Here is a 22874-nt window from a genome sequence, read left to right as displayed (position 1 = left end):
CGTCGCAATCTTTAAAAAGCATGATAGGAGTGGTATTCTCCTATCATGCGAGCGACGAGCGCAGCCATTGCCATACAAATAAAAGGAACTGAAAAGGTGGTTTTAAACTTTTTCAGTTGCTTCTTAACCGCTACGGGGCACTTCGGAAGTGACAACTGAAGTCAAAGACGGACTTCTAGTTGTCATTCGTCCACTGCCCTACGCTCGTGACCATAGGCGCTTGCGCTTTTCTTATTTAGGACATATCTTTTTTTTTCAATGCATAGACTTGTACAAACAACTGTGTAGAGAGTGGAGGATACATATGCTGAAAAAAATAATGCTTATTTTTTTATCCGCGAGTTTAATTTATATAAGCATTCCTGTCGAGAAGGAAGAAGTAAATGCTGCGACCTATCCAGGGGGTGTATCGGGAAGGGGAGCCATTCTAATGGAGGAAGAAAGTGGTAGAGTTTTGTTTGAAAAGGATGCACACACTCCAATGAGAATTGCCAGTATAACAAAAATTATGACTGCTGTTTTAGCCATCGAATCTGAGCAATTGGATGATTGGGTCACTATTTCAGAAAATGCAGAAGGAACAGAGGGTTCATCAATTTATTTGGTGGCAGGGGAAAAAATAAAACTCCGTGATTTAGTATATGGTTTAATGCTCCGGTCCGGAAATGATGCGGCAGTGGCTATTGCAGAACATGTGGGAGGAAGTCTCGAAGGTTTTGTTATGATGATGAATCAAAAAAGAGAAGAAATAGGAATGCTTAATTCTGCATTTGCTAATCCGCACGGTCTTGATGATCATGAAGAACACTATTCTACTGCCTACGATATGGCATTACTTACAAAATACGCTATGGAAATGGAAGAATATAAGGAGATTACTTCTACAAAGCATTATAGAACAGAGGGAAATGAAGGGGAAAATTATCGGATATTTAATAATAAGAACAGGCTGTTAACTCAGCTATATGAGTATTGTACAGGAGGAAAGACAGGCTATACGAAAAGGGCAAACCGAACGCTAGTAACTACAGCCTCAAAAGATGATGTTAATTTAATTGCTGTAACAATAAATGCTCCGAGTGACTGGAATGATCACATAAGTCTATATGAGTGGGCCTTCAGTAATTTTAAAATATTTACTGTAATTCAAGAGGGCATCGTTAAGAGTGTAGACGATGACTATTACCGGAATAAAGTCATAGCAGAATATACATTTGAGTATCCATTATCAGAAGAAGAAACAGAAAATTTAAATACACGTCTTGTCTTATATAAACCGCCAACAGATGACCGTTGGGAAGAAGATGGTCACCCTTATCCGATTGGCACGCTACAAATAGAATTAAATAACGAAGTGATCGGTGTTGTTCCATTAAAGTATATAGAAGAAAAAGAGGAAAAGGCACCATTTTGGAAACAATGGGTAGACCAATTGTTTATGACTGCAGGAGTGAGGGGACATGGTTAACCTTATTTGGGTTTCCCTCTTTATTATCGGATTAGTTTTTGCAGGTATAAATGGAACAATGGATCAAGTAAATGAAGCAATTTTTAAGGGGGCAAGTGAAGCAGTAACAATCTGTATCGGGTTGATAAGTGTGCTGACTTTTTGGTTAGGACTAATGAGGATTGCAGAGAAGTCAGGGTTACTATTGGGGTTAAGTCGATTATTACAGCCAATTGCAAGGTGGTTATTCCCAGAGGTACCAAAAGATCACCCTGCCCTTGGCTACATTTTATCTAACATGAGTGCAAACATGTTTGGTTTGGGGAATGCTGCTACTCCAATGGGAATTAAGGCTATGGAAGAATTGAAAACATTAAATGGAGGAAGAGACGAAGCCAGTCGTTCCATGATCACCCTTCTAGCCATTAATACTGCGAGTATCACATTAATTCCTACCACTGTTATTGCAATACGTATACAATACGGTTCTGTATCGCCTACTGAGATTGTTGGGACTACTATCCTTGCAACAGCATGTTCTACTGTAGGAGCTGTATTAGTGGACAGGTTTTTCTATTATCGCAGAATGAAAAGAGGGGCGTGACGTCTCATGGCCTGGGTAACAACTATTTCCATATGGATCATTCCTTGCATCATCGCATTTATATTAATCGCTGGTACGTTAAAAAAAGTACCAACCTATGAAACATTTGTGGAAGGTGCGAAAGAAGGCGTTAAGATGTCTTTTTCCATTATTCCTTATTTAGTAGGTATGTTGGTAGCCATTACTGTATTCCGGGAATCAGGGGCTATGGAATTTTTTATTTCCTTAATTAGGCCAGTATTAGAAATGGCAGGAATTCCCCCTGATATTGTCCCCCTCGCACTAATAAGACCACTGTCTGGTACAGGTGCATTAGGAATGACAAGTGATTTAATTGCTACTCATGGGCCGGATTCCTTTATCGGCAGATTAGCCTCGACGATGCAAGGTAGTACAGATACGACGTTTTATGTTCTGACAGTCTATTTCGGTGCAGTTGGAATCCGAAAAATGGGAGATGCTCTCAAAGTAGGGTTAATTGCAGATTTCATTGGAGTGTTTGCATCCATCATCATAGTTTCCTTAGTATTTTTATAATTTTATACCGTATAATAATTATTAAAAAGCTCGTTTTACAAAAAACGAGCTTTTTCATTGTGTGTAGATAAAAAAAAAGATAAAATTAGGGTTTGAAAACGAATGTTGATCAGCAAACTGATCATATAAGGAAAAAACTATCTGAGGTGAACATTTTGGAACGTTTACAGAAGGTTATTGCTCAATCAGGTTTAACATCAAGACGTAAGGCAGAGGAATTAATTATAGACGGGAAAGTTTATGTTAATGGGAAAAAAGTAACCGAATTAGGGACTAAAGTGGATCCTAACCATGATGAAGTTGTGGTTAATGGGGTTCCGTTAGACAAAGAAGAACCAGTATATTTTATGTTATATAAACCAACAGGAGTTATTTCCAGTGTTTCTGATGAACATGGAAGGAAAGTGGTTACTGACTTTCTTCCAACAGAGAACCGTATTTATCCAATAGGTCGATTAGATTTTGATACATCAGGTTTACTTCTTCTTACAAACGATGGAGAATTTGCCAACTTATTGTCCCATCCAAAACATAAAATTTATAAAACTTATATTGCAAAAGTAGAAGGAATGCCTTTGAGAGAATCTCTAAAAAAACTGGAGAAAGGAATTATGCTTGAAGATGGAAAAACGGCTCCAGCAAAAGTGAGATTAAAACGGTCTGATAAACAAAAGGAAACCTCGATTGTTGAAATTGCAATTCATGAAGGGCGTAACAGGCAAGTCCGTCGAATGTTTGAGGCTATAGGACATCCTGTAATCAAATTAAAAAGGGAGGAGTACGGATTTTTACATTTGAAAGGGATGAATGCAGGGGAGTTTCGAGAATTAAAGCCCCATGAGGTGAAAAGACTCAGGGAATTAGCTGTCACATAATGTTCACAAATAAACTGTTAAAAATATATAAACATTACTATGATAGTGTTAACATGAAAATGGATTGATAGGAATGAAAACGGGGGAGAAGGAATGAAACAGAAAAGGCTTGTAATTCGCACCATCATCTTACTCGTCATGTTCATAGCTATTGGCTATACATTTTATAATCATTTTTCTGAAGAGCGTGGACTCGTGGACCAAGGTGACATTGCTCCTAACTTTGCTGTGGAAGATCTTGATGGTAATTATTTAGAACTGGCTGATCTACAGGGAAAAGGAGTATATGTTAACTTTTGGGCTACTTGGTGCTCTTACTGTCGCGATAAAATGGAGTATTTAACGGAATATTATACAGTATATCAAGAAAAAGGTGTTGAGATTGTTTCGGTTAACTTCAATGAAAGGGCCGGGATAGTTGAAAGGCATATGGAGCGATATAATTATAATTTTCCACTCTATTTAGATGAGCAAAGACTAGTTAGTAATGCATACGGCGTTGTAAGCCTACCTACATCTTTTTTAATTGATGAAAATGGAGTTGTCATTGAAAGGGCTGTTGGGGGGAAATCAGAGACACAAGTAGTTGCAGCACTAGAAAAGCTTATTCCAAGTAATTAATGGGGGATTAATATGGAGAAAGTGAAATGTGATTGCGGCCATGTGAATCCATATGGAACGTATTTATGTGAATCATGTGGTAAACCACTGCTGGACGATAATCAGTCGTTAGCAGATATGAGATATGAAGGTGTCGCAAGGCGTTCTCAAACGTATTCAAAATCGGTTGTGGATAAGGTATGGAATTTCTTTTCATCTGTGAAGGTGGGAATATGGATTATTGTCCTTATACTACTCGCATCAATGCTAGGGACAATTTTTCCACAGGAGATGTACATACCTGCCGGGGAAAGAGCAAGCACGTACTACGAACAGGAATATGGTGTCCTCGGGAAACTATACTACCAACTTGGTTTGCATACTATGTATAGTTCATGGTGGTATATGTTACTGATCGCATCCCTTGGGATCTCGTTAGTCATTTGCAGTTTAGACCGTGTTGTCCCACTTCACCGTGCGTTAAAAACACAAAGAGTTACTAGGCATAAAGGTTTTTTGAGTAGACAAAAGCTTTTTAGCAAGACAGAAAAAATGGAAGAACCTGAAAAATCAATTGAGAAAGCAGAAAAGGTATTAAAAGAGAAGCACTATCGAATCTTTAAGGAAGATGGAAATATTCTTGCAGAAAAGGGCAGATTTGCAAGATGGGGTCCTTATGTAAATCATGTTGGTTTAATTATATTTCTAATTGGTGCCATGCTCCGTTTTTTCCCGGAGATGTATATAGACGAACATATTTGGGTGAGAGAAGGGGAGCAAGTTGTTATTAGGGGAACTGATGGAGAGTATTTCTTGAGAAATGATGAATTTATCGTGGAACTATATGATGAGGAAGATGAAAGATTTCGAGAGTCCTTTGAACGTACTGGGGGAAATCCAGTTGTTAAAACGTTTCAGACTTCTGCCACTCTATTAAAACGTATAAATAATGAGGGACCAATAGGATTAGGTACTGAATTTGAGGAAATAATGCAGTATGACATCCGTGTAAACGATCCGTTAACTTTCGATGGATATTCCCTCTATCAAGTGGACTATAAATTAAATGAACTCTCAGAGTTTACTTTTACCCTTCAAAGGAATGAAGATTCATCTGAAGAGGACCTGTCTGATATTCAGTTCACAGTAGATTTATTTAACCCTGAACTAGTGTATGAATTTGAAAACGGATATCGTGTGGAGATATTTCAGTATTTTCCTAATTTTTATATTAATGATCAAAAAGAACCGGATACCCTCAACCGGATACCCGATAACCCAAGAATTATTTTCGAAGTGTTTACTCCTGAAATGAATCCAGATACGGATCGGGGAGAATTGAGTTTGGTAGGTGTACAAGTAAATGAGGCATTAAATGGAGATAACAATTACCGGATCAGAATGATTGATGTGGACATGAATCATGTCACTGCCTTAACGGTCAGAAGAGACCGTACGCTGCCAATTCTGATCGTTGGTGGAGTAATTTTCATGATAGGTTTAGTCCAGGGGTCTTATTGGTATCACCGGCGCATCTGGTTACAGAATCGAGATGGGGAGATTTGGGTTGCAGGTCATACAAATAAGAATTGGCATGGTCTAAAAAAAGATTTTGAAACCATTACAAAAAATACGGCTATTCCAATGCCATTGGATCAAACAGACGATTGGAATTTAATTGAGGAAGTAGAAGGAGTGAAGGGAAAAGATGACAGCAGTACAAGTAAGTAGTAATTTCTTATTGTTAGCGTTTTTCTTGTACTTGGCAGCAACGATCTTTTTTGCAGTATCCATTACGGGAAAAAGATTTAAGAATAAAAAAGGGGAAGAAAAAAATAAATCTGGTTTGTTAGGTTATATATCTGCGATCTTAGCAATCGTTGCTTCGCTGCTTTATTTTATTTTCAGATGGATTGCATCAGGTCATGCCCCGGTTAGTAATATGTTTGAATATACAACATTTTTAGGGATTTGTATGGCAATCGCTTTTGCGATCATTTACCCAATGTATCGCAATAATTTTCTTGGTTTGTTTACGATGCCTATTGTTATGTTAATTATTGCTTATGCATCCATGTTCCCAAGGGACATTCAGCCTTTAATTCCTGCTCTTCAATCTTATTGGTTAAAGATTCATGTTATTACAGTGGCCTTAGGTCAAGGGATTTTAGCTATTGGTTTTGCTGCAGGACTGCTTTATTTAATTCGGGTGATCGACTTTTCAAAAGCTTCCAAAAAAGTAAGGTGGTTAGAATTTATTTTATTTTCAATTTTGAGTACAATTGCCTATATCCTATTAGGTATTGGATTCGGTGCAGCAAACTATGAAGCGGAATTTAATTATATTAATGAAAAAGGTATTGAGGCCCAGATGGTATATACGATGCCACCGCTTATTAGCCCACATGAGGGGGAAAGAATTGGAGAGGGATTTGATCCGTTCTTAGCTACTCCCGCTATTATTAGAAGTAATGATTTAAATACGGTAATTTGGTCGATTTTAGGAGGACTCATATTATATTTTGGTCTTCGCTTATTATTTAGAAAGCCAATTGGTGGAGCAATTCAGCCATTACTAAAAGCAGTGAATCCTCAAACAGTGGATGAATTAAGTTATCGGGCGATAGCAATTGGATTCCCGGTATTCACCCTTGGTGGGCTTATCTTTGCAATGATATGGGCACAGATTGCTTGGACAAGGTTCTGGGGTTGGGATCCAAAAGAAGTTTGGGCACTCATTACATTCCTGTTCTACGCTGCCTATTTACATCTCCGTTTATCGAGGGGATGGCATGGAGAAAAAAGTGCATGGCTTTGTGTAATTGGATTTGCATTAATAATGTTCAACCTAATTTTTGTTAACTTAGTCATTGCCGGATTACATTCATACGCTTAAATTGTCCAGTATAGAGGAAGAGTTAATATAGGAATAAAAAAACACTGGATCAACAAAACCTATTATTTTGATATATAATTACAATAACTCATTTTGACATGATACAATAAATTGTGAATAAAAGAGTCGAAATTGGAAAAGACACTATTATGGAAATGGTTGAGGGGGATTTATCATGGCACAGGAAGCTAAGATCTTAGTTGTTGATGATGAAGAGCGTATTCGCCGTCTTCTCAAAATGTATTTAGAAAGAGAAGACTATGATGTAGACGATGCAGAAAACGGTGAAAAAGCACTTAACATGGCACTTGAAGTGGATTATGATTTAATAGTTCTGGATTTAATGATGCCTGGAATAGATGGATTAGAGGTTTGTGAGGAAATACGTAAACATAAGGCTACCCCGATTATTATGTTAACGGCAAAAGGGGAAGAGGCCAATAGAGTTCAAGGGTTTGAAGCGGGTACTGATGATTATATTGTCAAACCTTTTAGTCCGAGAGAAGTTGTTCTACGAGTAAAAGCATTATTGCGGAGATCTTCTTCCACAAAATTTTTGCAGACGGAAACAACGACAAAAGACGTACTTGTATTTCCACACTTAACAATAGATAATGATGCCCATCGTGTTACTGCTGACGGGAAGCATATTAACTTAACACCGAAAGAATATGAATTGTTGCACTATCTGGCACTATCTCCAGATAAAGTGTTTGCCCGTGAACAACTGTTAAAAGATGTCTGGAATTATGAGTTTTTTGGTGATCTAAGAACGGTAGATACACATATCAAACGACTAAGGGAAAAGTTAAATAAAGTTTCGCCGGAAGCTGCTAATATGATTTCGACTGTCTGGGGAGTCGGTTATAAATTCGAGGCAGTGAAGGGATAATGTTGCTTTGGCGTAGTGTCGTAGGTAAGTTATGGGTCACTATTCTACTTTTAGTTTCTGTTGTTTTAACCATTCTCACCATCATGCTCTTACAATACTTTGAACGATTCCATACGGAACAGGCAGAAAGTCAATTAATGAATAATGCAGGCTTGATTGCTTCCCTTCTGGAAGGGGAAAATACTCAAGAAGCGGCTTTTTCCATGTCAAAAGATATTTCTGAGCAGTTTGCAACCAAAGTAGTTGTAGTTGTAAATGAGGAAGAATACTGGTTTGCAACAGGGGAATTGGAACATGACTTGCCCGTCTCGGTCTTTTTTGAAGACCGAGATCTTTCGCGTGTATTGATTGAAGGGAAAACGGTAGTTACTCAAGGGGATTATACTTTTCCCCTGAATGGACAAGAGGTCTCAGATTCATTTATGGTTCTTGGAATGCCGATAGAGTTATCTCCCAATCAAACAGGCGCTTTATATTTATATCAATCTTTGGAAATTTTAGAAGGCGCATCCAGACAAACTCAACATATTATTTATTTATCTGCTGGAATTGCTATTGTTTTAACAACAATATTCGCATTCTTTTTAACAACGAGAATCACTGCTCCCCTTCGGAAAATGCGGAAAGCCTCCCTTGAGGTAGCCAAAGGTAATTTTGATATGAAAGTTCCCATTTTGACTAATGACGAAATTGGATTACTTGCCATTGCCTTCAATCGAATGGCTAGGGCACTTAATACAAACTTAACTGCACTTAATCAGGAAAAAGAACAACTTTCTCGGATCTTAAGTTCCATGGCAGATGGTGTAATAACGTTAGATCGAGAGGGTTCTGTAATGGTAACGAATCCACCGGCAACAGAATTTATCAGTGCCTGGTTGTATGAGCAAGGCTATGAAGTGGAAGAATCAGGTAGTTTACCGAAGGAACTGGAAGAATTATTTGAGAAAGTAGTAAGAGAAGAAAAGGAACAAATGGGTGAAGTGGATGTACAGGGCCGAAGTTGGGTCATTTTGATGACACCTTTATATGGACAGCATGATGTCCGTGGTGCTGTTGCTGTTCTACGTGATATGACAGAGGAAAGACTCCACGATAAACTCAGGAAAGACTTTATTGCTAATGTTTCCCATGAACTGCGGACACCTATCTCTATGCTTCAAGGATATAGTGAGGCGATCATTGACGGAATTGCTGAAACAGAAGAAGAAAAAGTGGAACTAGTCCAAATTATTTATGACGAGTCCTTGAGAATGGGCAGGTTGGTAAATGAATTTCTAGATTTAGCCCGTATGGAAGCGGGACATATTCAGTTAAATATAGAAGCCATTAATTTTCCCGATTTTTGTCATCGGGTTCTTCGGAAGTTTCAAGGTGTCTCAAAGGAACATGGTATTCAGCTAATCGATGAAATTAATGAACTTGAAGCTGCTGTCTACGCTGATGGGGACCGTATTGAGCAAGTATTGACTAATCTTATAGACAATGCACTTCGTCATACTTCTGAGGACGGTAGTGTTACGCTCCGTGTTGAATCTTACCAGGACGGCGTGAGAATTGATATTCAAGATACAGGATCCGGAATACCAGAAGAGGATCTCCCGTTTGTATTTGAACGGTTTTATAAAGCTGATAAAGCCCGGACAAGGGGGAGATCAGGTACTGGATTGGGCTTGGCGATTGTGAAGAATATTGTCGAAGCACATAATGGCAGAATTTCAGCACACAGCAAAGTAAATGAAGGTACGACATTTTCTGTCTATTTACCTTATGTTTCATCGTAAAATTGTCTCAATTTCAAGAAATATCTTGTTTCACAGGAAACAAAGATTATTATCTAGTTGTCTTGATAAAAAAGAGTCTAATATCGGTAAATATACCGTAATTAGAACTCTTTTTTTAATAGATAGGCGTAATAGTTTTAGCACATTCGGGCATTGTCTAGTTCCATCGCCTACTCACTGCGGGGCACTTCGGAAGCGACAACCGAAGTCAAAGAGCGGACTTCTGTTGTCATTCCTCCACTGCCCTACGCTCGTGATCTTAGGCGAATGCACTTTTCTTATTGTCTAGTTCCATCGCCTACTCGCTGCGGGGCACTTCGGAAGCGACAACCGAAGTCAAAGAGCGGACTTCTAGCTACTTCTTCGAATTCGCTGTCCAACGAGCGTTTACTTCGCGAATATGCATCGAGTTGCCTCAACGGACAGGACGTCCTAATATCGGGCATGCCACAGGACGTGGCGTCCTGCTCGATGGACGGATATTCTTCAGAGCGATACTTGTAGAGGAAGAGGCACTGCCCTACGCTCGTGAGCCTAGGCGCTTGCACTTTTCTTATCAAGGTTGTTCAAAATTCTTATTCTCCCATTCCATTCCAGTGTAAGTCTTTATAAATTTCCCTCATAACATGCGATAATTCAGGTACGATTAACTCCTCCATTGCAAGTTTTACAGCCCCCTGTGAGCCAGGGGTTGAAAAGATGGCTGTTGTACTGCGGACACCTGCAATGGCACGACTCAACATGGCTGCAGGACCAATATCTTTTGTATAACTTAAATACCGGAAAAGTTCCCCAAACCCAGGAAGCTCCTTATCCAACATACTAGAAACAGCTTCATATGTAGTATCGCGAAATGTTATTCCCGTACCTCCGTTAATCAATAATGCTTCAATGGCAGAATTTTGTTCTGCCTCACGTATACAAGCTTGAATTTCTGTGTAGTCATCTTTTACAATTCGGTGTTGAACAACAGAGTGTCCTGCTTTTTTAAGTAGCGTTTTCATCAAAAGTCCGCTCTTGTCATTTTCCATGTTACGAGTATCAGATACTGTTAGCACCATACATGATACAGATGACGGTGCTTCTTGTTTATGTTCGTTTACACTCATCTATTACATCCCCTTTCTATTTACTATTTTACTTTTCCTTATTCCAGGAAACAATGAAGATCGGTCTCATTCCATGTTAAATTGTTTTTGGACGTTTCCGCAGCAGAACAAAAGGGATGTATATATGATACAATATTTAGAACTGACGATGCATCCGCTACTTCCAAAGTGTATTGATACTAGGAAAGGGATAGGAGGAGTTTAATTACATGAAAATCTATACAAAGAAAGGTGACAAAGGGGATACACAATTAGTGGGGAAGAGAGTGAGGAAAACCCACGAGAGAGTAGAGGCGTATGGAACAATTGATGAGTTGAATAGTTTTATTGGAATAGCTTTATCATATTTGACAGAGGAAAAGTTCTCTGATCTGAAAGATGATTTACTTAAGATTCAACATGAGTTATTTGATTTAGGTGGGGATTTAGCGAATGTTACTGGAAACGGTAAGTGGGCTTCTAAAGAAGATTATGTTCCGTATTTGGAAACAAGAATTGATTATCTTTGGGCAGAAGTTCCTCCATTAAAGCAGTTTATTCTCCCTGGTGGAGAAAAGGGTTCCGCCTATCTACATATTTGCAGAACCATTGCCAGAAGGGCTGAGCGAAAGGTAATCGCAATTGATGAAAAGGAGACACTTCCACCAGTAGCAATCCAATACTTAAATAGACTCTCCGATTTTCTTTTTGCTGCAGCAAGAGTCATAAATTATCGATCAGGCCGTGAGGATATCCTTTATGAACGGGGAAAGGATATTCTTGAATAATTAACACTATGTTCTAAAAAAAACAAGCACAAACCAGCGGCTTGTGCTTGTTTCCTTAAATGAAAATCTCTAATTCTGCATTTTCGGTGAGATTTTCTAAGTATCTTTCCCGTAAAAAGCTTTCTTCTAATTCCACTTGAAGTTCTTCGTATTCTCCCACTTCTTCTCCGTATTGTGCAACTATCTCATCATAATAATCTCTAAGTTCGTCATCGGATACTTCTAACTGGGAAGAATCCAAATGCTCTAAAGTAAGAAGTTGTTGTATCTTCAACTGATCTTTGATATCACTTCGAAACATTTCCTGTGTGTAATTTTGCAGGTCGAGTACCTCTTGAAGTTCTTCCTCTGTCATCTGGTATTGTCCCATTACTTGTTCAATGGCAACATCGATTTCTTCTTCTGTCGGTTCGATGTTTTGATTGTTAGCTTCCTGAATCAGAATTTTATCCTGAACCATCTCATCAAGAATTCCTCTTCTTAATTCTTGAAGCATTTCAGCATTTTCCTCTGCTTCAAGATCTAAGCCTTGTTGGGCATAGAGTTCTTTTATCTGATTAAGCTGTTGATCTAGCTCATTTAAATAAATATTCTCTCCATTAACCGTTGCAGCAGTTTCCCCTTCGGATATACCTGCTTGACTATTATCTTCTGAATCTCCTTGCTCGTCTCCACCACAAGCGGCAAGTGCCAGTATTGCTACGATTGATGTCGTAAGCAAAAATCTCCTTATAAAACTCATTACTACTTCCACCTTTCTTCCCGTAAAGGGATATCAACTAGACTAGTTACAACTTTAACATACATAAAGAAAAGAATTCAATTTAATAAATATAAAAAATTATGTGTTGTACACATTAATTGAGAACATATACTGTCACTTTAAAAGTGTTAATGGATAATCTATCATAGATTATGACAGAAAATCTTAGAAAAACAATCCTTACATTGTTTTTCACATTCCCACTATTCCCTGATGCAGAAAATTGAAATGGTATTTTAAACAGTCTAGTCCATATCATTTCGTTGGTTGTTCTTACATAGTATAGAAGAGGGGAAGGTGGGTGTCTATGCGACAATACAAAGTTAAAGAGGAAGATACACTTCATAAAGTAGCTTTTAATCATCATATTTACGTAAAAGATATTTTAGATTATAATCCGAAAATTCAGGGAGAACATGCATATATACAGCCAGGTGATGATTTAATTATACCTACTGGTTTTATGGGGGAAAGGGTAGAACGTCCGGGAGAGTGTGTGAAAGAATTTTCATTAGAAGATGTACAAAAATACATTATTCAATGGGATGGGAACGTACAAGGAGTATCTGTTATTGGTAATTCAGTATTAGGCAAACCAATTTATTTAATAAAAATTGGGGAAGGAAAAAAGGAAGTTTTTTATTCTGGGGGCTGGCATGCAAACGAATGGATGACAAGCAAGTTCCTTTGCGATTGGGTGGATCAATTAGTGGAATCGTCTGTTCATAATACATTATTTTATGGGGAGAATGTGAGAGACCTTCTTCAGGAAGTGACGTTATATATTGTCCCAATGGTTAATCCAGATGGGATTACGTTAGTTCAGCAAGGAAATTATCCAGCTCATCCGTATTATGACTTTATTAATAAAACAAATAAGGACTCACCTTCATTTGATCATTGGTCAGCCAATATCCGTGGAGTGGATTTAAATCATCAGTGGCCAGCTGGTTGGAAAAAGGAAGCAGATGAAAGTCCTCAACAGCCTTGGCCAAGACATTACAGTGGAACGGGCCCTTTAACAGAACCTGAGGCACAGGCAGTTTATACATTAACAATGTCCAGAAAGTTTTCTCATGTTTTAGCTTTTCATTCGCAAGGACAGTTGATTTATTGGGGGTATAGAAACTTAGAACCGGAAAGTAGTAAAGAGATGGTTCATCGACTGTCATATAAAAGTTCATACGTCCCGATCAGGACAGCCGATAGCGATGGAGGGTATAAAGATTGGTTTATTCAAGAGACAGGAAGACCGGGGTTTACTATTGAAGTTGGGGTTGGTACAAATCCATTACCGTTTCGGGCTTATGGAGAAATTTGGTCAAACAATGTCCTATTAGCCTTGGAAGGATTAAAGATATAGGAACCTATAACAGAGCTCCCACTTGTTAAGGAAATCCTCCACTCCTTCGATTGGATTTTGCTTGTCCCATTATATTTTTCACTTAAATGAGTTATGATTATAAAAATGGATCAGATACTGTATTAGTATATGTTTTTGGGGGTGAGGTTTTGAAAAATTGGAAAAAGCACTTGAAGGAAATGTCTTTCTTTGAAGGATTGTCAAATGAAGAGTTGTCACCAATTATTGAAATGAGTACGGTAAAGAAATTAAAAGATAAAGAAGTTTTATTTTGGGAAGGGGACCCAAGAACTTCGATTTATGTTCTTGGAGAAGGCACCATTCTAATAAGTAAACTAACAGAAACTGGGGAAGAAAGTTTAATTAACGTGTTAGGAGAAGGAGAGATATTTCCCCATTCTGGTTTTTTTGACCAATCGCCTTATCCAGGGACCGCAAAAGCAAAAAAAGATGTAGTGTTATTGTCTATTCCAATTGATGCATTTAACCATTTAATAAAAACACATCCAGAGCTTTCTTTTAGAATCATTCAGGTGATGAATAAAAAAATTGTTTTCTTACAAAAAAAATTAAATGAGATTTTATCCTTAAATGTGGAGGCAAGATTAAAAGGTGCCATTGCACATCTTCAGGAAACACAAGGGAATACGATCCGGCTAACACATCAGGAATTAGGTAATATTATTGGATCAACACGGGAAACTGTCAGTAGGCAACTGAAAAAATGGGAAGGGGAACAGTTGGTGGAAGTAAAGAAGGATAGAATTATTATCAAAACAGACTTTATGATATAGAATCTGAATTACAGGGAAAACCACCGAGAATTCTCGGTGGTTTAAATATTTATTCAAACTTTAAGGCATCCCCATCAAACGGTTCATCGGCAATTTTAATGGAGTCTGTAGGACAGCCATCTAATGCATCTTCCATGTCTTCATAAAGCTCTTCTGGAACCGCTTCCGTACCCTGGTTATCATCAAGAATTACCCATGCGATACCGTCATCATCGTAATCATAAATATCCGGTGCTGCAGCACCACAGGCACCACAGGCGATACAAGTGTCTTTGTCTACGATTGTGTACTTTGCCATAACAAAAACCTCCCATTGAATTAAATATAGAATCCCTTTATTAATCTCTTTTTATGTATAAAGGGTTACTTATTGAAGAACGTCTTAATTATTTATGTGAAAGATGTTCTTACATATTTATTGTAAATGCTCTCATTTACTTTTTCAATAGTTAAAATGAATGAGAATGCTTATCAGTAAAGGATTTCTAATAGATTGAATACGTTAAGTGCCTTATAATGGGATAGAAACAATACTTAGATGAATGTAGGGGAAAAGTTATGAATTGTCTTGATTGGATTATTTTAACCGTCATTGAACGATTTAATGGACAAAGGACATCTAGTGGAGTTTATCACTTGATAAAAGGAAAACGATCTGCACAAACACTTCAAGACACTCATTTATTTAATCTTCAGACGATTGTATGCTCTCAAAATGATTTAGAGAAGGAAACTTTCACTAAAATTCTTGATTACTATTTTAAAACGGATATGGTAGAATCAGCTGGTAAAAATATTCGTCTTACGAGAAGTGGTATGGAAGTGTTGAATCAATTAAACAATTGTTATTACATTCCACAAGGTTATAACGGTGCAATGTTCGAATGGACAGACAGGGCCCCTTTGTTTTGGGGGAAATTATCTTTGTCCATTCAATCGATAACCTATTTAATGAGTGGTAACCGAACATTCATACCTGTTTCATATGAAGTGGAAACGCAGCAATGGGTTAAGAATTTTTTGAAATCTGTAAATGTTCCATTAGAAATTTTGTGTGAAAAGTTACATGATGAAATCTATCACTTTCTTCAACAACTTTCCGATTCAGAGGCGGAGCTAATTGTAAATCGATTTACAACTCCGAAGGGTACTGGTAAAACATTTCATCAATTAAAAGATAGATTTAAAAATGATCACGTATACACAAGACTTGTTTTCCAGTCTTTACTTCACCGTTGGCTACAAAATATAGAAGAAACGGCGGAAGAGGATAGTGTAATGAGACACTTTTTGGATAAATCAAGAGGAGTAGATTTAATTACAGGATCTGCACAACATACAAAACTGTTATTAGATGAAGGGTTTTCCATGGAGGAGATCATTACGAAACGGGGGTTGAAACGCAGTACAATTGAAGATCATCTTGTTGAATTAGCGTTGAATGATAAAAATTTTCCTGTTATATCATATTTATCCGAAGAAGAATTAACAAACGTATTATCTATTGCTAATCAGCTGAAAACAAAACGTTTAAGGATAATTAAAGAAGCGCTTGGTTCAGAGATTAGTTATTTTCAAATACGGTTAGCACTTACAAAGTATCAGGAGTTGAATCCCAATGGATAAATTGGAGCGTTTATTGCATGATAAAATTGGGTTTAAAAGCTTTCGAACTGGTCAAAGGGACATTATCCAATCTGTTTTAGAAAGGAAAGACGTGGTTGCGATCATCCCGACAGGGGGAGGGAAAACCTTATGTTATCAGTTTCCATCCAAACTTATTGATGGGATAACAATCATTGTGTCACCGCTTTTGTCCTTAATGGAAGACCAAGTTCATCAACTTAGGGCATATGGTGATAAGTCTGCGGTTCAAATAAATAGTCTTCTGTCTTTCGAAGAAAGAACTCGTGTATTAAAAGAATTGACAAATCAATCGATGCTGTTTATATCTCCGGAAATGTTGGGTAATGAATATATAAAAAAACGTTTAAAGTCCTTACCAGTAGGTTTATTTGTTGTAGATGAAGCCCACTGTATTTCTCAATGGGGTCATGAGTTTCGAACAGATTATCTCAGATTGAAAGAGGTGCGTGCCTTATTAGGGTCACCACCCTGTTTAGCTTTAACGGCAACAGCGACACCTCAAGTGGAAAAAGATATCATAATGGAGCTTGGGATGAAAAACCCAACCATTCATCGATTTTCTGTCAATAGAAAAAATATTCGAATGAATATTAACCAAGCAGAAAATACAAAAGAGAAAGAAGAGAACTTTTTCGAATTTCTTTCAACCGTGGAACATCCTGGAATTATTTATACTGCCACAAGGAATGATGCCTTGCGTTTATCCGAGAAAATGAATGTAATGGGATTCAATGCTGCTTTTTATCATGGTGGTATGACTAAAGAAGATCGTATTTTAGTCCAGTATCAGTTTTTAAACAACGAAATTCCATTTATTTGTGCTACAAATGCCTTTGGTATGGGAGTTAATAAACAGAATATTCGCACAGTAATTCATATGCATCTTCCCTCATCCATTGAACAATATGTTCAAGAGATTGGCAGGGCTGGAAGGGATGGTATGGAAAGTATTGCAACCCTCTTTTTTTCGAAGGAAGATCAGACATTACCACGAAGATTTATTGAAATGGAGTATCCGACGGATAAGGAACTACAACTTTGGTTAATAGATGGACTTTCCTTTTATCGAAAGGAAGACAGCATACAGGCAAATTGGTTAAAGGATTTTTTTCAGATTGATGATGTTCGCTGGCGGATGTTACGTTATTATTTAGAGAAGTCTGGGATAATCCATGCTGATCTTTTATTAATGAATAAAATTAATAGTCAATATGTAAATCGGTTGTCGGCATTCTTTATGAATCGTAAAAATAAAAAAGAATTGTGCTTAGATAGATTTGTTAAACTTGTAAAAGGAAATCAATGTATTCGACAAGGAATTTTATCTTATTTTGGTGAATCCTATACTTTTGAGCAGGAAGCATGTTGTTCTGTTTGTGGGTATCTGGAAGAGAAGTGGGAAAAAAAGAAAAAACCGATACAAAGAATGGAATATATTTCATGGCAGGAACAACTTCAAAAGATGTTGCTACCTCAATGGACGGAGCGATAGAATGCAAAAACAAGGGGAACTCATCAAGCAATTAACGGACAGAGAATTACTTTTGAACTTATATATTACTCAGTTAATTATTCTATTGCTCTCCCTTATGTTAAGCAGGATCTTGTTTGACAGTTGGTTCTATCCCTTTCAACTTATTAAATGGGATAGTAAAGATATTCTTATTGGATTTATAGCCGGGGTATTTGTGGTTATATTGGAAATCATTGCTGCAAGAGTACTACCTAAACACTGGTTTGATGATGGTGGCATTAATGAAAGAGTGTTTGGAAATAGATCGGTTCTTCATATTATCATCCTTTCTACTGTTGTAGCTGTTTCAGAGGAAATATTATTTCGAGGCGTACTACAAACATATTTTGGTTTGATTCCTGCAGCTATTGTTTTTACAGTTATTCATTTTCGTTACTTAAGAAAACCATTTTTACTAATTGTTACCGTTTGCCTGAGCTTTTTTATCGGTTATTTATACTTATATACAGGTAATTTATTGACAGTGATAATGTGCCACCTTATCATAGATATGCTGTTGGGACTTGCAATCCGGTTTAACTTTTTAAATGGTGGAATCAAAGATTAGTACTATTTTGTTCTTTTGTTTTCGTGTAAAATGAACATAAAATTCGTCCGTAACGAGGTGAAGATAATGACATTAAAATCTCCCGATGACTATAAAAAAACGAAAACAAATTTGATGGATTATCCATTTAATAGAATTCAACAAACTCAACAAACTAAACAAGAGGATGAAAGGGAAGGGGATGATCAGATAGATGTGTTAAGCCTTCCCTCAAGAAAGGATGCCCATCACTCATCAAAAGCTACTAGAGCTGAAATACGGCAAAAAAAGAAGAAAAAAATTGAATTTCCACTTGTGAGAATTTTACTGATTCTATTTATTTCCCTTGTTGCTATCGTATTGACGTATCCAATCTGGAACGAAAAAATATTCTAGATGTATAACCTGTCCCCTTTGCATATAATGTATTAGCAATCTACGGAAGGGGGAGGGAGCGATGGGGAGTAATGAGCCGAAATCAGTTAAATCCTATCATGAAGTTGTTATTGAGGCTTTGATCGAAGCAAAAGGAAAAGAAGAAAAGGCTGAAAAGGATGTAGAAAAATGGGGCTATATCTTTCTAGGAATTTTAGTTGCAGGCTTAATATATGTTGCTATTAAATTTCTGACAGGGGGTCAAGTCACATCCTATTTAACCTTCATTATATCTGACGCTTTATTACTGTTGTGGATCGCCATATTAGTTATCAGTTTTCATATATTTAATGTGAAGTCGAAGAATTATGAAAAAAAAGAAAAGGATTATGATGAACTAAAAGAAGATATTATTGATCGTTCATCAGATATTTGGAACTCAAATGAACTGGAAGAATTGAGATTGGAAAAATACCAGGAATTAGCTGAAAAGCACGATATTAATTTATATCACAAGTAGGGAGCACTAGTGTAGTGCTTCCTTTTTCAAATGGTAAGAATTTATAAGTTTTAGCACCTTCGGGCATTGTCTAGCTCCACCGCCTACTCGCAAGGGAACTGAAAAAGTGGTGCTTTTCCACTTTTACAGTCCCTAAGCAATGAGCGTAGCCGTCGCAATCTTTAAAAAGCCTGATAGGAGCGGTTTTATCCTATCAGGCGAGCGACGAGCGCAGCCATTGCCATACAAATAAAAGGAACTGAAAAAGTGGTTTTAAACTTTTTCAGTTGCTTCCTACTCGCTGCGGGGCACTTCGGAAGTGACAACTGAAGTCAAAAAGCGGACTTCTGTTGTCATTCCTCCACTGCCCTACGCTCGTGATCTTAGGCGAATCCGCTTTTCTTAATTTTCAACGGTTTTATGACGATATCCTAGATGGTATTGTAGGTATTTCCATACATAGATTATAATTAAGTTGAGATTGAGGGGGAAAGAAAATGGAAAGAAAGTTAATTATAATTACAGGGCATTTTGGGAGTGGGAAGACGGAACTCTCTCTTTTTTATTCCGAAAAAATGGCAAATGAAACCAAAATGCCAGTTACACTATGTGACTTAGATGTAATAAACCCATATTTCCGATCCAGAGATTATAAAGAACACCTATGTAATAACAACATTCATCTTTTAGCACCACAGGGAGACTTATTACTAGCTGACCTACCAATAGTAACAGGTGAAGTTTCAGCTATGATAGAAAACACCATGGTACATGGAATTATCGATGTTGGTGGAGACAAAGACGGAGCATTAGCACTTGGACAATTTTCGAATATCATCAAAAAAGGAAAATATGAGTTATGGTTTGTGGTCAATGGGAATCGGCCATATGTAAGTACAGTGGAAGGGGTAATTCAAACTGTGGATGAGATTGAGACAGCATCGAGGCTTCAAGTTACTGGGATCATTAACAATACACATTTAGGTGATGATATCTATGGTCCTGAAGAGGTGATTAAAGGGGAGCGGATAGCTGTTGAAGTATCAGAAAAGAAGAATATTCCATATATGTTTTCATTTATAAACAAAAAGGCATGGGACCGGTGGGTTGAAGAAGGAACTTCACCAGAAGCAAAAAACGTAACGTTATTTGAACGAAAACTTTTGGCACCATGGAATTAAACGAAGGGAGAGAGAATGATGAGAATCATCATTAAAGAAGATTACTGTAAAGGATGTAGTTTGTGTATTGCTTTTTGCCCTCAAGAAATTATTCAATTAGCAAATCGTTTAAATCGAAATGGATACCGCCCTGCTGAAGTTCTGGATCAGAACAAATGTACTAGTTGTGCCGCTTGTGCAAGAATGTGTCCTGATTCTGTAATATCTGTTTTTCGACCAGAGAAAAACAAGATAAAAGCATCTTGAAAAGGGGAGAATCCTTATGGGGAAAGTGTTAATGAAAGGGAACGAAGTAATTGGAGAAGCGGCTATACTAGCAGGTTGTCACTATTTTTTCGGATATCCAATTACCCCACAAAGCGAATTGGTAGCGTATATGGCAAAAAGACTGCCTGAGGTTAAAGGGTTATTTTTGCAGGCAGAGAGCGAAGTATCAGCTATAAACATGGTATACGGAGCTTCCTCTGCAGGAGTTCGTGTGATGACATCATCTTCCAGTCCTGGATTCAGTTTAAAACAAGAAGGTATATCGTACCTTGCAGCTGCAAATTTACCTGCTGTAATTGTAAATATCGCAAGGGGTGGTCCTGGCTTAGGAAATATTCAGCCTTCCCAATCAGATTATTTTCAAGTGACAAAAGGGGGAGGACATGGGGATTATTATACACCAGTGCTTGCACCGAGTACCCTTCAGGAAATAGTGGATTTAACTCAAGAGGCGTTCCGTATTGCAGATCAATACCGAACACCAGTTATTTTATTGGGGGACGGCATGCTCGGACAAATGATGGAACCAGTAGAGTTTCTAAAGACAGATAATCAAATTGTGATCGATAAAGAATGGGCAACCACTGGGACTAAAGGGGATGGTTCTCCAAAAACAATCACTTCCCTCGATCTTAATGATGTGAAATTAGAAGAGAGAAATTGCAAATTACAGGAAAAATATAAACTCATAAGAAGGAATGAAATAAAAGTAGACACGTATCTAATGGAAGATGCAGAAATGGCAATTGTAGCTTATGGAACTGTTGCGAGAATTTGTCAAAGTGCCATTGATCGTGTAAGGGATGAAGGAATGAAGATTGGCTTAATACGTCCAATTAGTTTATGGCCTTATCCGACGGATGTCATTGCAAGTTATTGTGAAAGACTTAACAAGATCGTTGTGGTGGAAATGAGTGCTGGTCAAATGGTTGAAGATGTTAGATTATCCGTTGAAGGGAAAGTTCCAATATCCTTTTATGGACGAACCGGGGGAATTATCCCCACTGTGGAAGAATTGGTTGAACAGTTTCAAATGCATGGAAATGGGGTGTTACGATGAAAGTTGTTTTCGAGAGATCAAAGGGCTTGTTGAATACGGAAACTCATTATTGCCCTGGATGCACTCATGGGATCATTCATCGATTAGTTGCAGAGACGCTGGAAGAAATGGATGTACTAGAACAAACAATTGGTGTTGCTTCCGTTGGATGCTCTGTTTTATCCTATCAATATTTTAACTGTGACATGACTCAAGCGGCACACGGAAGAGCCCCAGCAGTTGCAACAGGGATTAAGCGAGTTTTACCTAAAGACCGAATTGTCTTTACATACCAGGGGGATGGAGATTTGGCATCGATCGGTATGGGAGAAATTGTCCATGCAGCGGCACGGGGAGAAAATATTACTGTGATATTTGTGAATAATGCCATATACGGTATGACAGGAGGGCAAATGGCTCCCACTTCTCTATTGGGGCAAAGAACTGCCACTTCTCCTGAGGGACGTCAGCCACAGACACAAGGTCTTCCAATCAGGGTGTCTGAAATGCTTGCTACATTAGATGGGGCATCATATATTGAGAGGGTTTCAACCCACGATGTTGCTCATGTAATGAAGGCAAAGAAAGCTATTCGAAAGGCATTTTTAACCCAGCAGGAAGAAAAGGGCTTTTCCATGGTTGAAGTGTTGTCTACTTGTCCCACAAACTGGGGACTTAATCCGGAGGAATCCTTACAATGGGTGAAACAGGAGATGGTTCCATATTATCCATTGGGAGTTTATAAGGATAGGCAATATAAAGGGGAGGAATCCTGATGAAAGAAGAGATTATCATTGCTGGTTTCGGTGGTCAAGGTGTTATGTCTATGGGCCAGTTACTGGCATTCGCTGGGATGAAACAAGGAAAAGAAGTATCTTGGCTCCCCTCTTATGGACCAGAGCAAAGGGGAGGAACTGCAAATGTTTCTGTTGTCATAAGTGATAGCAAAGTGGGCTCCCCTATAATCGATTCACCAACCACCGTGATTCTTTTAAATAATCCTTCTTTTGAGAAATTCGAAAAAAAAGTTGTTCCTGGGGGAAATATATTGACTAATGGGGATTTGGTAAACCTTCCGTGCAAACGCAATGACATTTCCTTATTTTCTATCCAGGCAACAACAATTGCAGAAAAATTAGGAAATCACCGTGTTGCAGGTATGGTAATTTTAGGTGCTTTTATTGAAAAAACTGGTATACTATCTAAGGAAAGTTTAGTGGAAGCATTACTGCATGTTTTAGGTAAAGAAAAACAGCATCTGATCCCCGTTAATATAGCTGCTTTGGAATCAGGGATGGAAATGGTTCTTTAATGAAAGACGTAGCACTCTACCACTAACATTGCATAAAATTTTCCAACTTTATTGAAGGAGAGT

26 protein-coding genes are annotated in these 22874 nt (G+C 37.8%); 23 read left to right on the top strand and 3 right to left on the bottom strand.

All coding sequences use genetic code 11. The features are described from left to right. The first annotated feature begins 304 nt into the window (after window positions 1-304). The 10 genes from KS419_RS21375 to KS419_RS21330 all read left to right on the top strand — a co-directional run bounded on the left by KS419_RS21375 (window position 305) and on the right by KS419_RS21330 (window position 10237). Window positions 305-1468 carry a D-alanyl-D-alanine carboxypeptidase family protein gene (locus KS419_RS21375; RefSeq protein ID WP_217068747.1) on the top strand — a complete coding sequence of 388 codons (1164 nt, stop codon included), beginning with the start codon at window positions 305-307 and terminating at the stop codon, window positions 1466-1468. After that, a complete protein-coding gene (locus KS419_RS21370; protein WP_217068745.1) occupies window positions 1461-2051 on the top strand; it encodes a nucleoside recognition domain-containing protein in 591 nt (196 codons plus the stop codon). The genes KS419_RS21375 and KS419_RS21370 overlap by 8 nt, the downstream gene beginning before the upstream one ends. A 6-nt stretch (window positions 2052-2057) precedes the next feature. Continuing rightward, complete coding sequence (locus KS419_RS21365; protein ID WP_217068743.1) at window positions 2058-2588, top strand: spore maturation protein; 531 nt, start codon at window positions 2058-2060, stop codon at window positions 2586-2588. 155 nt (window positions 2589-2743) lie between these two features. Beyond that, window positions 2744-3463 carry a pseudouridine synthase gene (locus KS419_RS21360; protein ID WP_217068741.1) on the top strand — a complete coding sequence of 240 codons (720 nt, stop codon included), beginning with the start codon at window positions 2744-2746 and terminating at the stop codon, window positions 3461-3463. A gap of 93 nt (window positions 3464-3556) precedes the next feature. Continuing rightward, a complete protein-coding gene (gene resA, locus KS419_RS21355) occupies window positions 3557-4084 on the top strand; it encodes a thiol-disulfide oxidoreductase ResA (RefSeq protein WP_217068740.1) in 528 nt (175 codons plus the stop codon). A gap of 12 nt (window positions 4085-4096) precedes the next feature. After that, the gene (gene resB / locus KS419_RS21350) at window positions 4097-5794 is read left to right on the top strand and encodes a cytochrome c biogenesis protein ResB (RefSeq protein WP_217068737.1); all 1698 of its coding nucleotides are present in this window, start codon (window positions 4097-4099) and stop codon (window positions 5792-5794) included. Next, a complete protein-coding gene (gene ccsB, locus KS419_RS21345; protein ID WP_217068735.1) occupies window positions 5772-6959 on the top strand; it encodes a c-type cytochrome biogenesis protein CcsB in 1188 nt (395 codons plus the stop codon). Before resB ends, ccsB begins: the two co-directional genes overlap by 23 nt. Window positions 6960-7134: 175 nt before the next feature. Then, window positions 7135-7851, top strand: a complete 717-nt coding sequence (locus tag KS419_RS21340; RefSeq protein WP_217068733.1) for a response regulator transcription factor — start codon at window positions 7135-7137, stop codon at window positions 7849-7851. Beyond that, window positions 7851-9635, top strand: a complete 1785-nt coding sequence (locus KS419_RS21335; protein ID WP_217068731.1) for an ATP-binding protein — start codon at window positions 7851-7853, stop codon at window positions 9633-9635. Before KS419_RS21340 ends, KS419_RS21335 begins: the two co-directional genes overlap by 1 nt. 281 nt (window positions 9636-9916) lie before the next feature. Then, window positions 9917-10237: a hypothetical protein gene (locus KS419_RS21330; RefSeq protein ID WP_217068729.1), complete on the top strand. Its 321-nt coding sequence runs from the start codon at window positions 9917-9919 to the stop codon at window positions 10235-10237. On the opposite strand, the gene KS419_RS21325 is transcribed toward KS419_RS21330, so the two are convergent. Then, window positions 10211-10744, bottom strand: coding sequence for a MogA/MoaB family molybdenum cofactor biosynthesis protein (locus KS419_RS21325; protein ID WP_217068727.1), 534 nt, complete (start codon window positions 10742-10744; stop codon window positions 10211-10213). The two genes, KS419_RS21330 and KS419_RS21325, sit on opposite strands and share 27 nt — an antisense overlap. A gap of 209 nt (window positions 10745-10953) precedes the next feature. Here KS419_RS21325 and KS419_RS21320 point away from each other — a divergent pair, with 209 nt between their 5' ends. Continuing rightward, a complete protein-coding gene (locus tag KS419_RS21320) occupies window positions 10954-11511 on the top strand; it encodes a cob(I)yrinic acid a,c-diamide adenosyltransferase (RefSeq protein WP_217068725.1) in 558 nt (185 codons plus the stop codon). A 55-nt stretch (window positions 11512-11566) separates the two neighbouring features. Here KS419_RS21320 and KS419_RS21315 read toward each other — a convergent pair whose 3' ends face one another. Then, complete coding sequence (locus tag KS419_RS21315) at window positions 11567-12253, bottom strand: SurA N-terminal domain-containing protein (RefSeq protein WP_217068723.1); 687 nt, start codon at window positions 12251-12253, stop codon at window positions 11567-11569. A 328-nt stretch (window positions 12254-12581) separates the two neighbouring features. Here KS419_RS21315 and KS419_RS21310 point away from each other — a divergent pair, with 328 nt between their 5' ends. After that, window positions 12582-13637: a M14 family metallopeptidase gene (locus tag KS419_RS21310; RefSeq protein WP_217068721.1), complete on the top strand. Its 1056-nt coding sequence runs from the start codon at window positions 12582-12584 to the stop codon at window positions 13635-13637. A 149-nt stretch (window positions 13638-13786) separates the two neighbouring features. Continuing rightward, window positions 13787-14431, top strand: coding sequence for a Crp/Fnr family transcriptional regulator (locus KS419_RS21305; protein WP_217068719.1), 645 nt, complete (start codon window positions 13787-13789; stop codon window positions 14429-14431). Window positions 14432-14480: 49 nt separating this feature from the next. Here KS419_RS21305 and KS419_RS21300 read toward each other — a convergent pair whose 3' ends face one another. Next, complete coding sequence (locus KS419_RS21300; protein WP_217068717.1) at window positions 14481-14729, bottom strand: ferredoxin; 249 nt, start codon at window positions 14727-14729, stop codon at window positions 14481-14483. 260 nt (window positions 14730-14989) lie between these two features. On the opposite strand from KS419_RS21300, the gene KS419_RS21295 reads away from it, so the two are divergent. The 10 genes from KS419_RS21295 to KS419_RS21250 all read left to right on the top strand — a co-directional run bounded on the left by KS419_RS21295 (window position 14990) and on the right by KS419_RS21250 (window position 22811). Continuing rightward, a complete protein-coding gene (locus tag KS419_RS21295) occupies window positions 14990-16057 on the top strand; it encodes a YpbB family protein (protein WP_217068715.1) in 1068 nt (355 codons plus the stop codon). After that, the gene (locus KS419_RS21290; RefSeq protein WP_217068713.1) at window positions 16050-17570 is read left to right on the top strand and encodes a RecQ family ATP-dependent DNA helicase; all 1521 of its coding nucleotides are present in this window, start codon (window positions 16050-16052) and stop codon (window positions 17568-17570) included. The genes KS419_RS21295 and KS419_RS21290 overlap by 8 nt, the downstream gene beginning before the upstream one ends. Before the next feature lies 1 nt (window position 17571). After that, a complete protein-coding gene (locus KS419_RS21285; RefSeq protein WP_217068712.1) occupies window positions 17572-18159 on the top strand; it encodes a CPBP family intramembrane glutamic endopeptidase in 588 nt (195 codons plus the stop codon). A gap of 66 nt (window positions 18160-18225) precedes the next feature. Then, window positions 18226-18534 carry a hypothetical protein gene (locus KS419_RS21280; RefSeq protein WP_217068710.1) on the top strand — a complete coding sequence of 103 codons (309 nt, stop codon included), beginning with the start codon at window positions 18226-18228 and terminating at the stop codon, window positions 18532-18534. Window positions 18535-18595: 61 nt separating this feature from the next. Beyond that, window positions 18596-19033 (top strand): DUF2663 family protein, encoded by a 438-nt coding sequence (locus KS419_RS21275; protein WP_217068708.1) that lies wholly within the window; start codon window positions 18596-18598, stop codon window positions 19031-19033. Window positions 19034-19509: 476 nt separating this feature from the next. Further along, window positions 19510-20193, top strand: a complete 684-nt coding sequence (locus KS419_RS21270) for a hypothetical protein (RefSeq protein ID WP_217068706.1) — start codon at window positions 19510-19512, stop codon at window positions 20191-20193. 18 nt (window positions 20194-20211) lie between these two features. Then, window positions 20212-20439, top strand: a complete 228-nt coding sequence (locus KS419_RS21265; RefSeq protein ID WP_246594361.1) for a ferredoxin family protein — start codon at window positions 20212-20214, stop codon at window positions 20437-20439. A gap of 16 nt (window positions 20440-20455) precedes the next feature. Further along, entirely contained in the window at window positions 20456-21520 is a 1065-nt protein-coding gene (locus KS419_RS21260; protein ID WP_217068702.1) for a 3-methyl-2-oxobutanoate dehydrogenase subunit VorB, read from the top strand. Next, a complete protein-coding gene (locus tag KS419_RS21255) occupies window positions 21517-22275 on the top strand; it encodes a thiamine pyrophosphate-dependent enzyme (RefSeq protein ID WP_217068700.1) in 759 nt (252 codons plus the stop codon). Before KS419_RS21260 ends, KS419_RS21255 begins: the two co-directional genes overlap by 4 nt. Then, the gene (locus tag KS419_RS21250; RefSeq protein ID WP_217068699.1) at window positions 22275-22811 is read left to right on the top strand and encodes a 2-oxoacid:ferredoxin oxidoreductase subunit gamma family protein; all 537 of its coding nucleotides are present in this window, start codon (window positions 22275-22277) and stop codon (window positions 22809-22811) included. The genes KS419_RS21255 and KS419_RS21250 overlap by 1 nt, the downstream gene beginning before the upstream one ends. Window positions 22812-22874 lie beyond the last annotated feature (63 nt).

This window comes from Evansella tamaricis (genome assembly GCF_019042215.1).
GTDB classification, from domain to species: Bacteria; Bacillota; Bacilli; order Bacillales; family Salisediminibacteriaceae; genus Evansella; species Evansella tamaricis.
The sequence above is the reverse complement of the archived record's forward strand: the minus strand, read 5'-3'. Positions and strand labels throughout refer to the sequence as shown.

Excerpts from the sequence above, each read along its gene's own strand:
- KS419_RS21375 (WP_217068747.1), top strand. The coding sequence starts at position 305 with ATGCTGAAAAAAATAATGCTTATTTTTTTATCCGCGAGTTTAATTTAT.
- KS419_RS21370 (WP_217068745.1), top strand. The coding sequence starts at position 1,461 with ATGGTTAACCTTATTTGGGTTTCCCTCTTTATTATCGGATTAGTTTTT.
- KS419_RS21365 (WP_217068743.1), top strand. The coding sequence starts at position 2,058 with ATGGCCTGGGTAACAACTATTTCCATATGGATCATTCCTTGCATCATC.
- resA (WP_217068740.1), top strand. The coding sequence starts at position 3,557 with ATGAAACAGAAAAGGCTTGTAATTCGCACCATCATCTTACTCGTCATG.
- resB (WP_217068737.1), top strand. The coding sequence starts at position 4,097 with ATGGAGAAAGTGAAATGTGATTGCGGCCATGTGAATCCATATGGAACG.
- ccsB (WP_217068735.1), top strand. The coding sequence starts at position 5,772 with ATGACAGCAGTACAAGTAAGTAGTAATTTCTTATTGTTAGCGTTTTTC.
- KS419_RS21340 (WP_217068733.1), top strand. The coding sequence starts at position 7,135 with ATGGCACAGGAAGCTAAGATCTTAGTTGTTGATGATGAAGAGCGTATT.
- KS419_RS21335 (WP_217068731.1), top strand. The coding sequence starts at position 7,851 with ATGTTGCTTTGGCGTAGTGTCGTAGGTAAGTTATGGGTCACTATTCTA.
- KS419_RS21325 (WP_217068727.1), bottom strand. The coding sequence starts at position 10,744 with ATGAGTGTAAACGAACATAAACAAGAAGCACCGTCATCTGTATCATGT.
- KS419_RS21320 (WP_217068725.1), top strand. The coding sequence starts at position 10,954 with ATGAAAATCTATACAAAGAAAGGTGACAAAGGGGATACACAATTAGTG.
- KS419_RS21315 (WP_217068723.1), bottom strand. The coding sequence starts at position 12,253 with ATGAGTTTTATAAGGAGATTTTTGCTTACGACATCAATCGTAGCAATA.
- KS419_RS21310 (WP_217068721.1), top strand. The coding sequence starts at position 12,582 with ATGCGACAATACAAAGTTAAAGAGGAAGATACACTTCATAAAGTAGCT.
- KS419_RS21300 (WP_217068717.1), bottom strand. The coding sequence starts at position 14,729 with ATGGCAAAGTACACAATCGTAGACAAAGACACTTGTATCGCCTGTGGT.
- KS419_RS21295 (WP_217068715.1), top strand. The coding sequence starts at position 14,990 with ATGAATTGTCTTGATTGGATTATTTTAACCGTCATTGAACGATTTAAT.
- KS419_RS21290 (WP_217068713.1), top strand. The coding sequence starts at position 16,050 with ATGGATAAATTGGAGCGTTTATTGCATGATAAAATTGGGTTTAAAAGC.
- KS419_RS21285 (WP_217068712.1), top strand. The coding sequence starts at position 17,572 with ATGCAAAAACAAGGGGAACTCATCAAGCAATTAACGGACAGAGAATTA.
- KS419_RS21280 (WP_217068710.1), top strand. The coding sequence starts at position 18,226 with ATGACATTAAAATCTCCCGATGACTATAAAAAAACGAAAACAAATTTG.
- KS419_RS21275 (WP_217068708.1), top strand. The coding sequence starts at position 18,596 with ATGGGGAGTAATGAGCCGAAATCAGTTAAATCCTATCATGAAGTTGTT.
- KS419_RS21270 (WP_217068706.1), top strand. The coding sequence starts at position 19,510 with ATGGAAAGAAAGTTAATTATAATTACAGGGCATTTTGGGAGTGGGAAG.
- KS419_RS21265 (WP_246594361.1), top strand. The coding sequence starts at position 20,212 with ATGAGAATCATCATTAAAGAAGATTACTGTAAAGGATGTAGTTTGTGT.
- KS419_RS21260 (WP_217068702.1), top strand. The coding sequence starts at position 20,456 with ATGGGGAAAGTGTTAATGAAAGGGAACGAAGTAATTGGAGAAGCGGCT.
- KS419_RS21255 (WP_217068700.1), top strand. The coding sequence starts at position 21,517 with ATGAAAGTTGTTTTCGAGAGATCAAAGGGCTTGTTGAATACGGAAACT.
- KS419_RS21250 (WP_217068699.1), top strand. The coding sequence starts at position 22,275 with ATGAAAGAAGAGATTATCATTGCTGGTTTCGGTGGTCAAGGTGTTATG.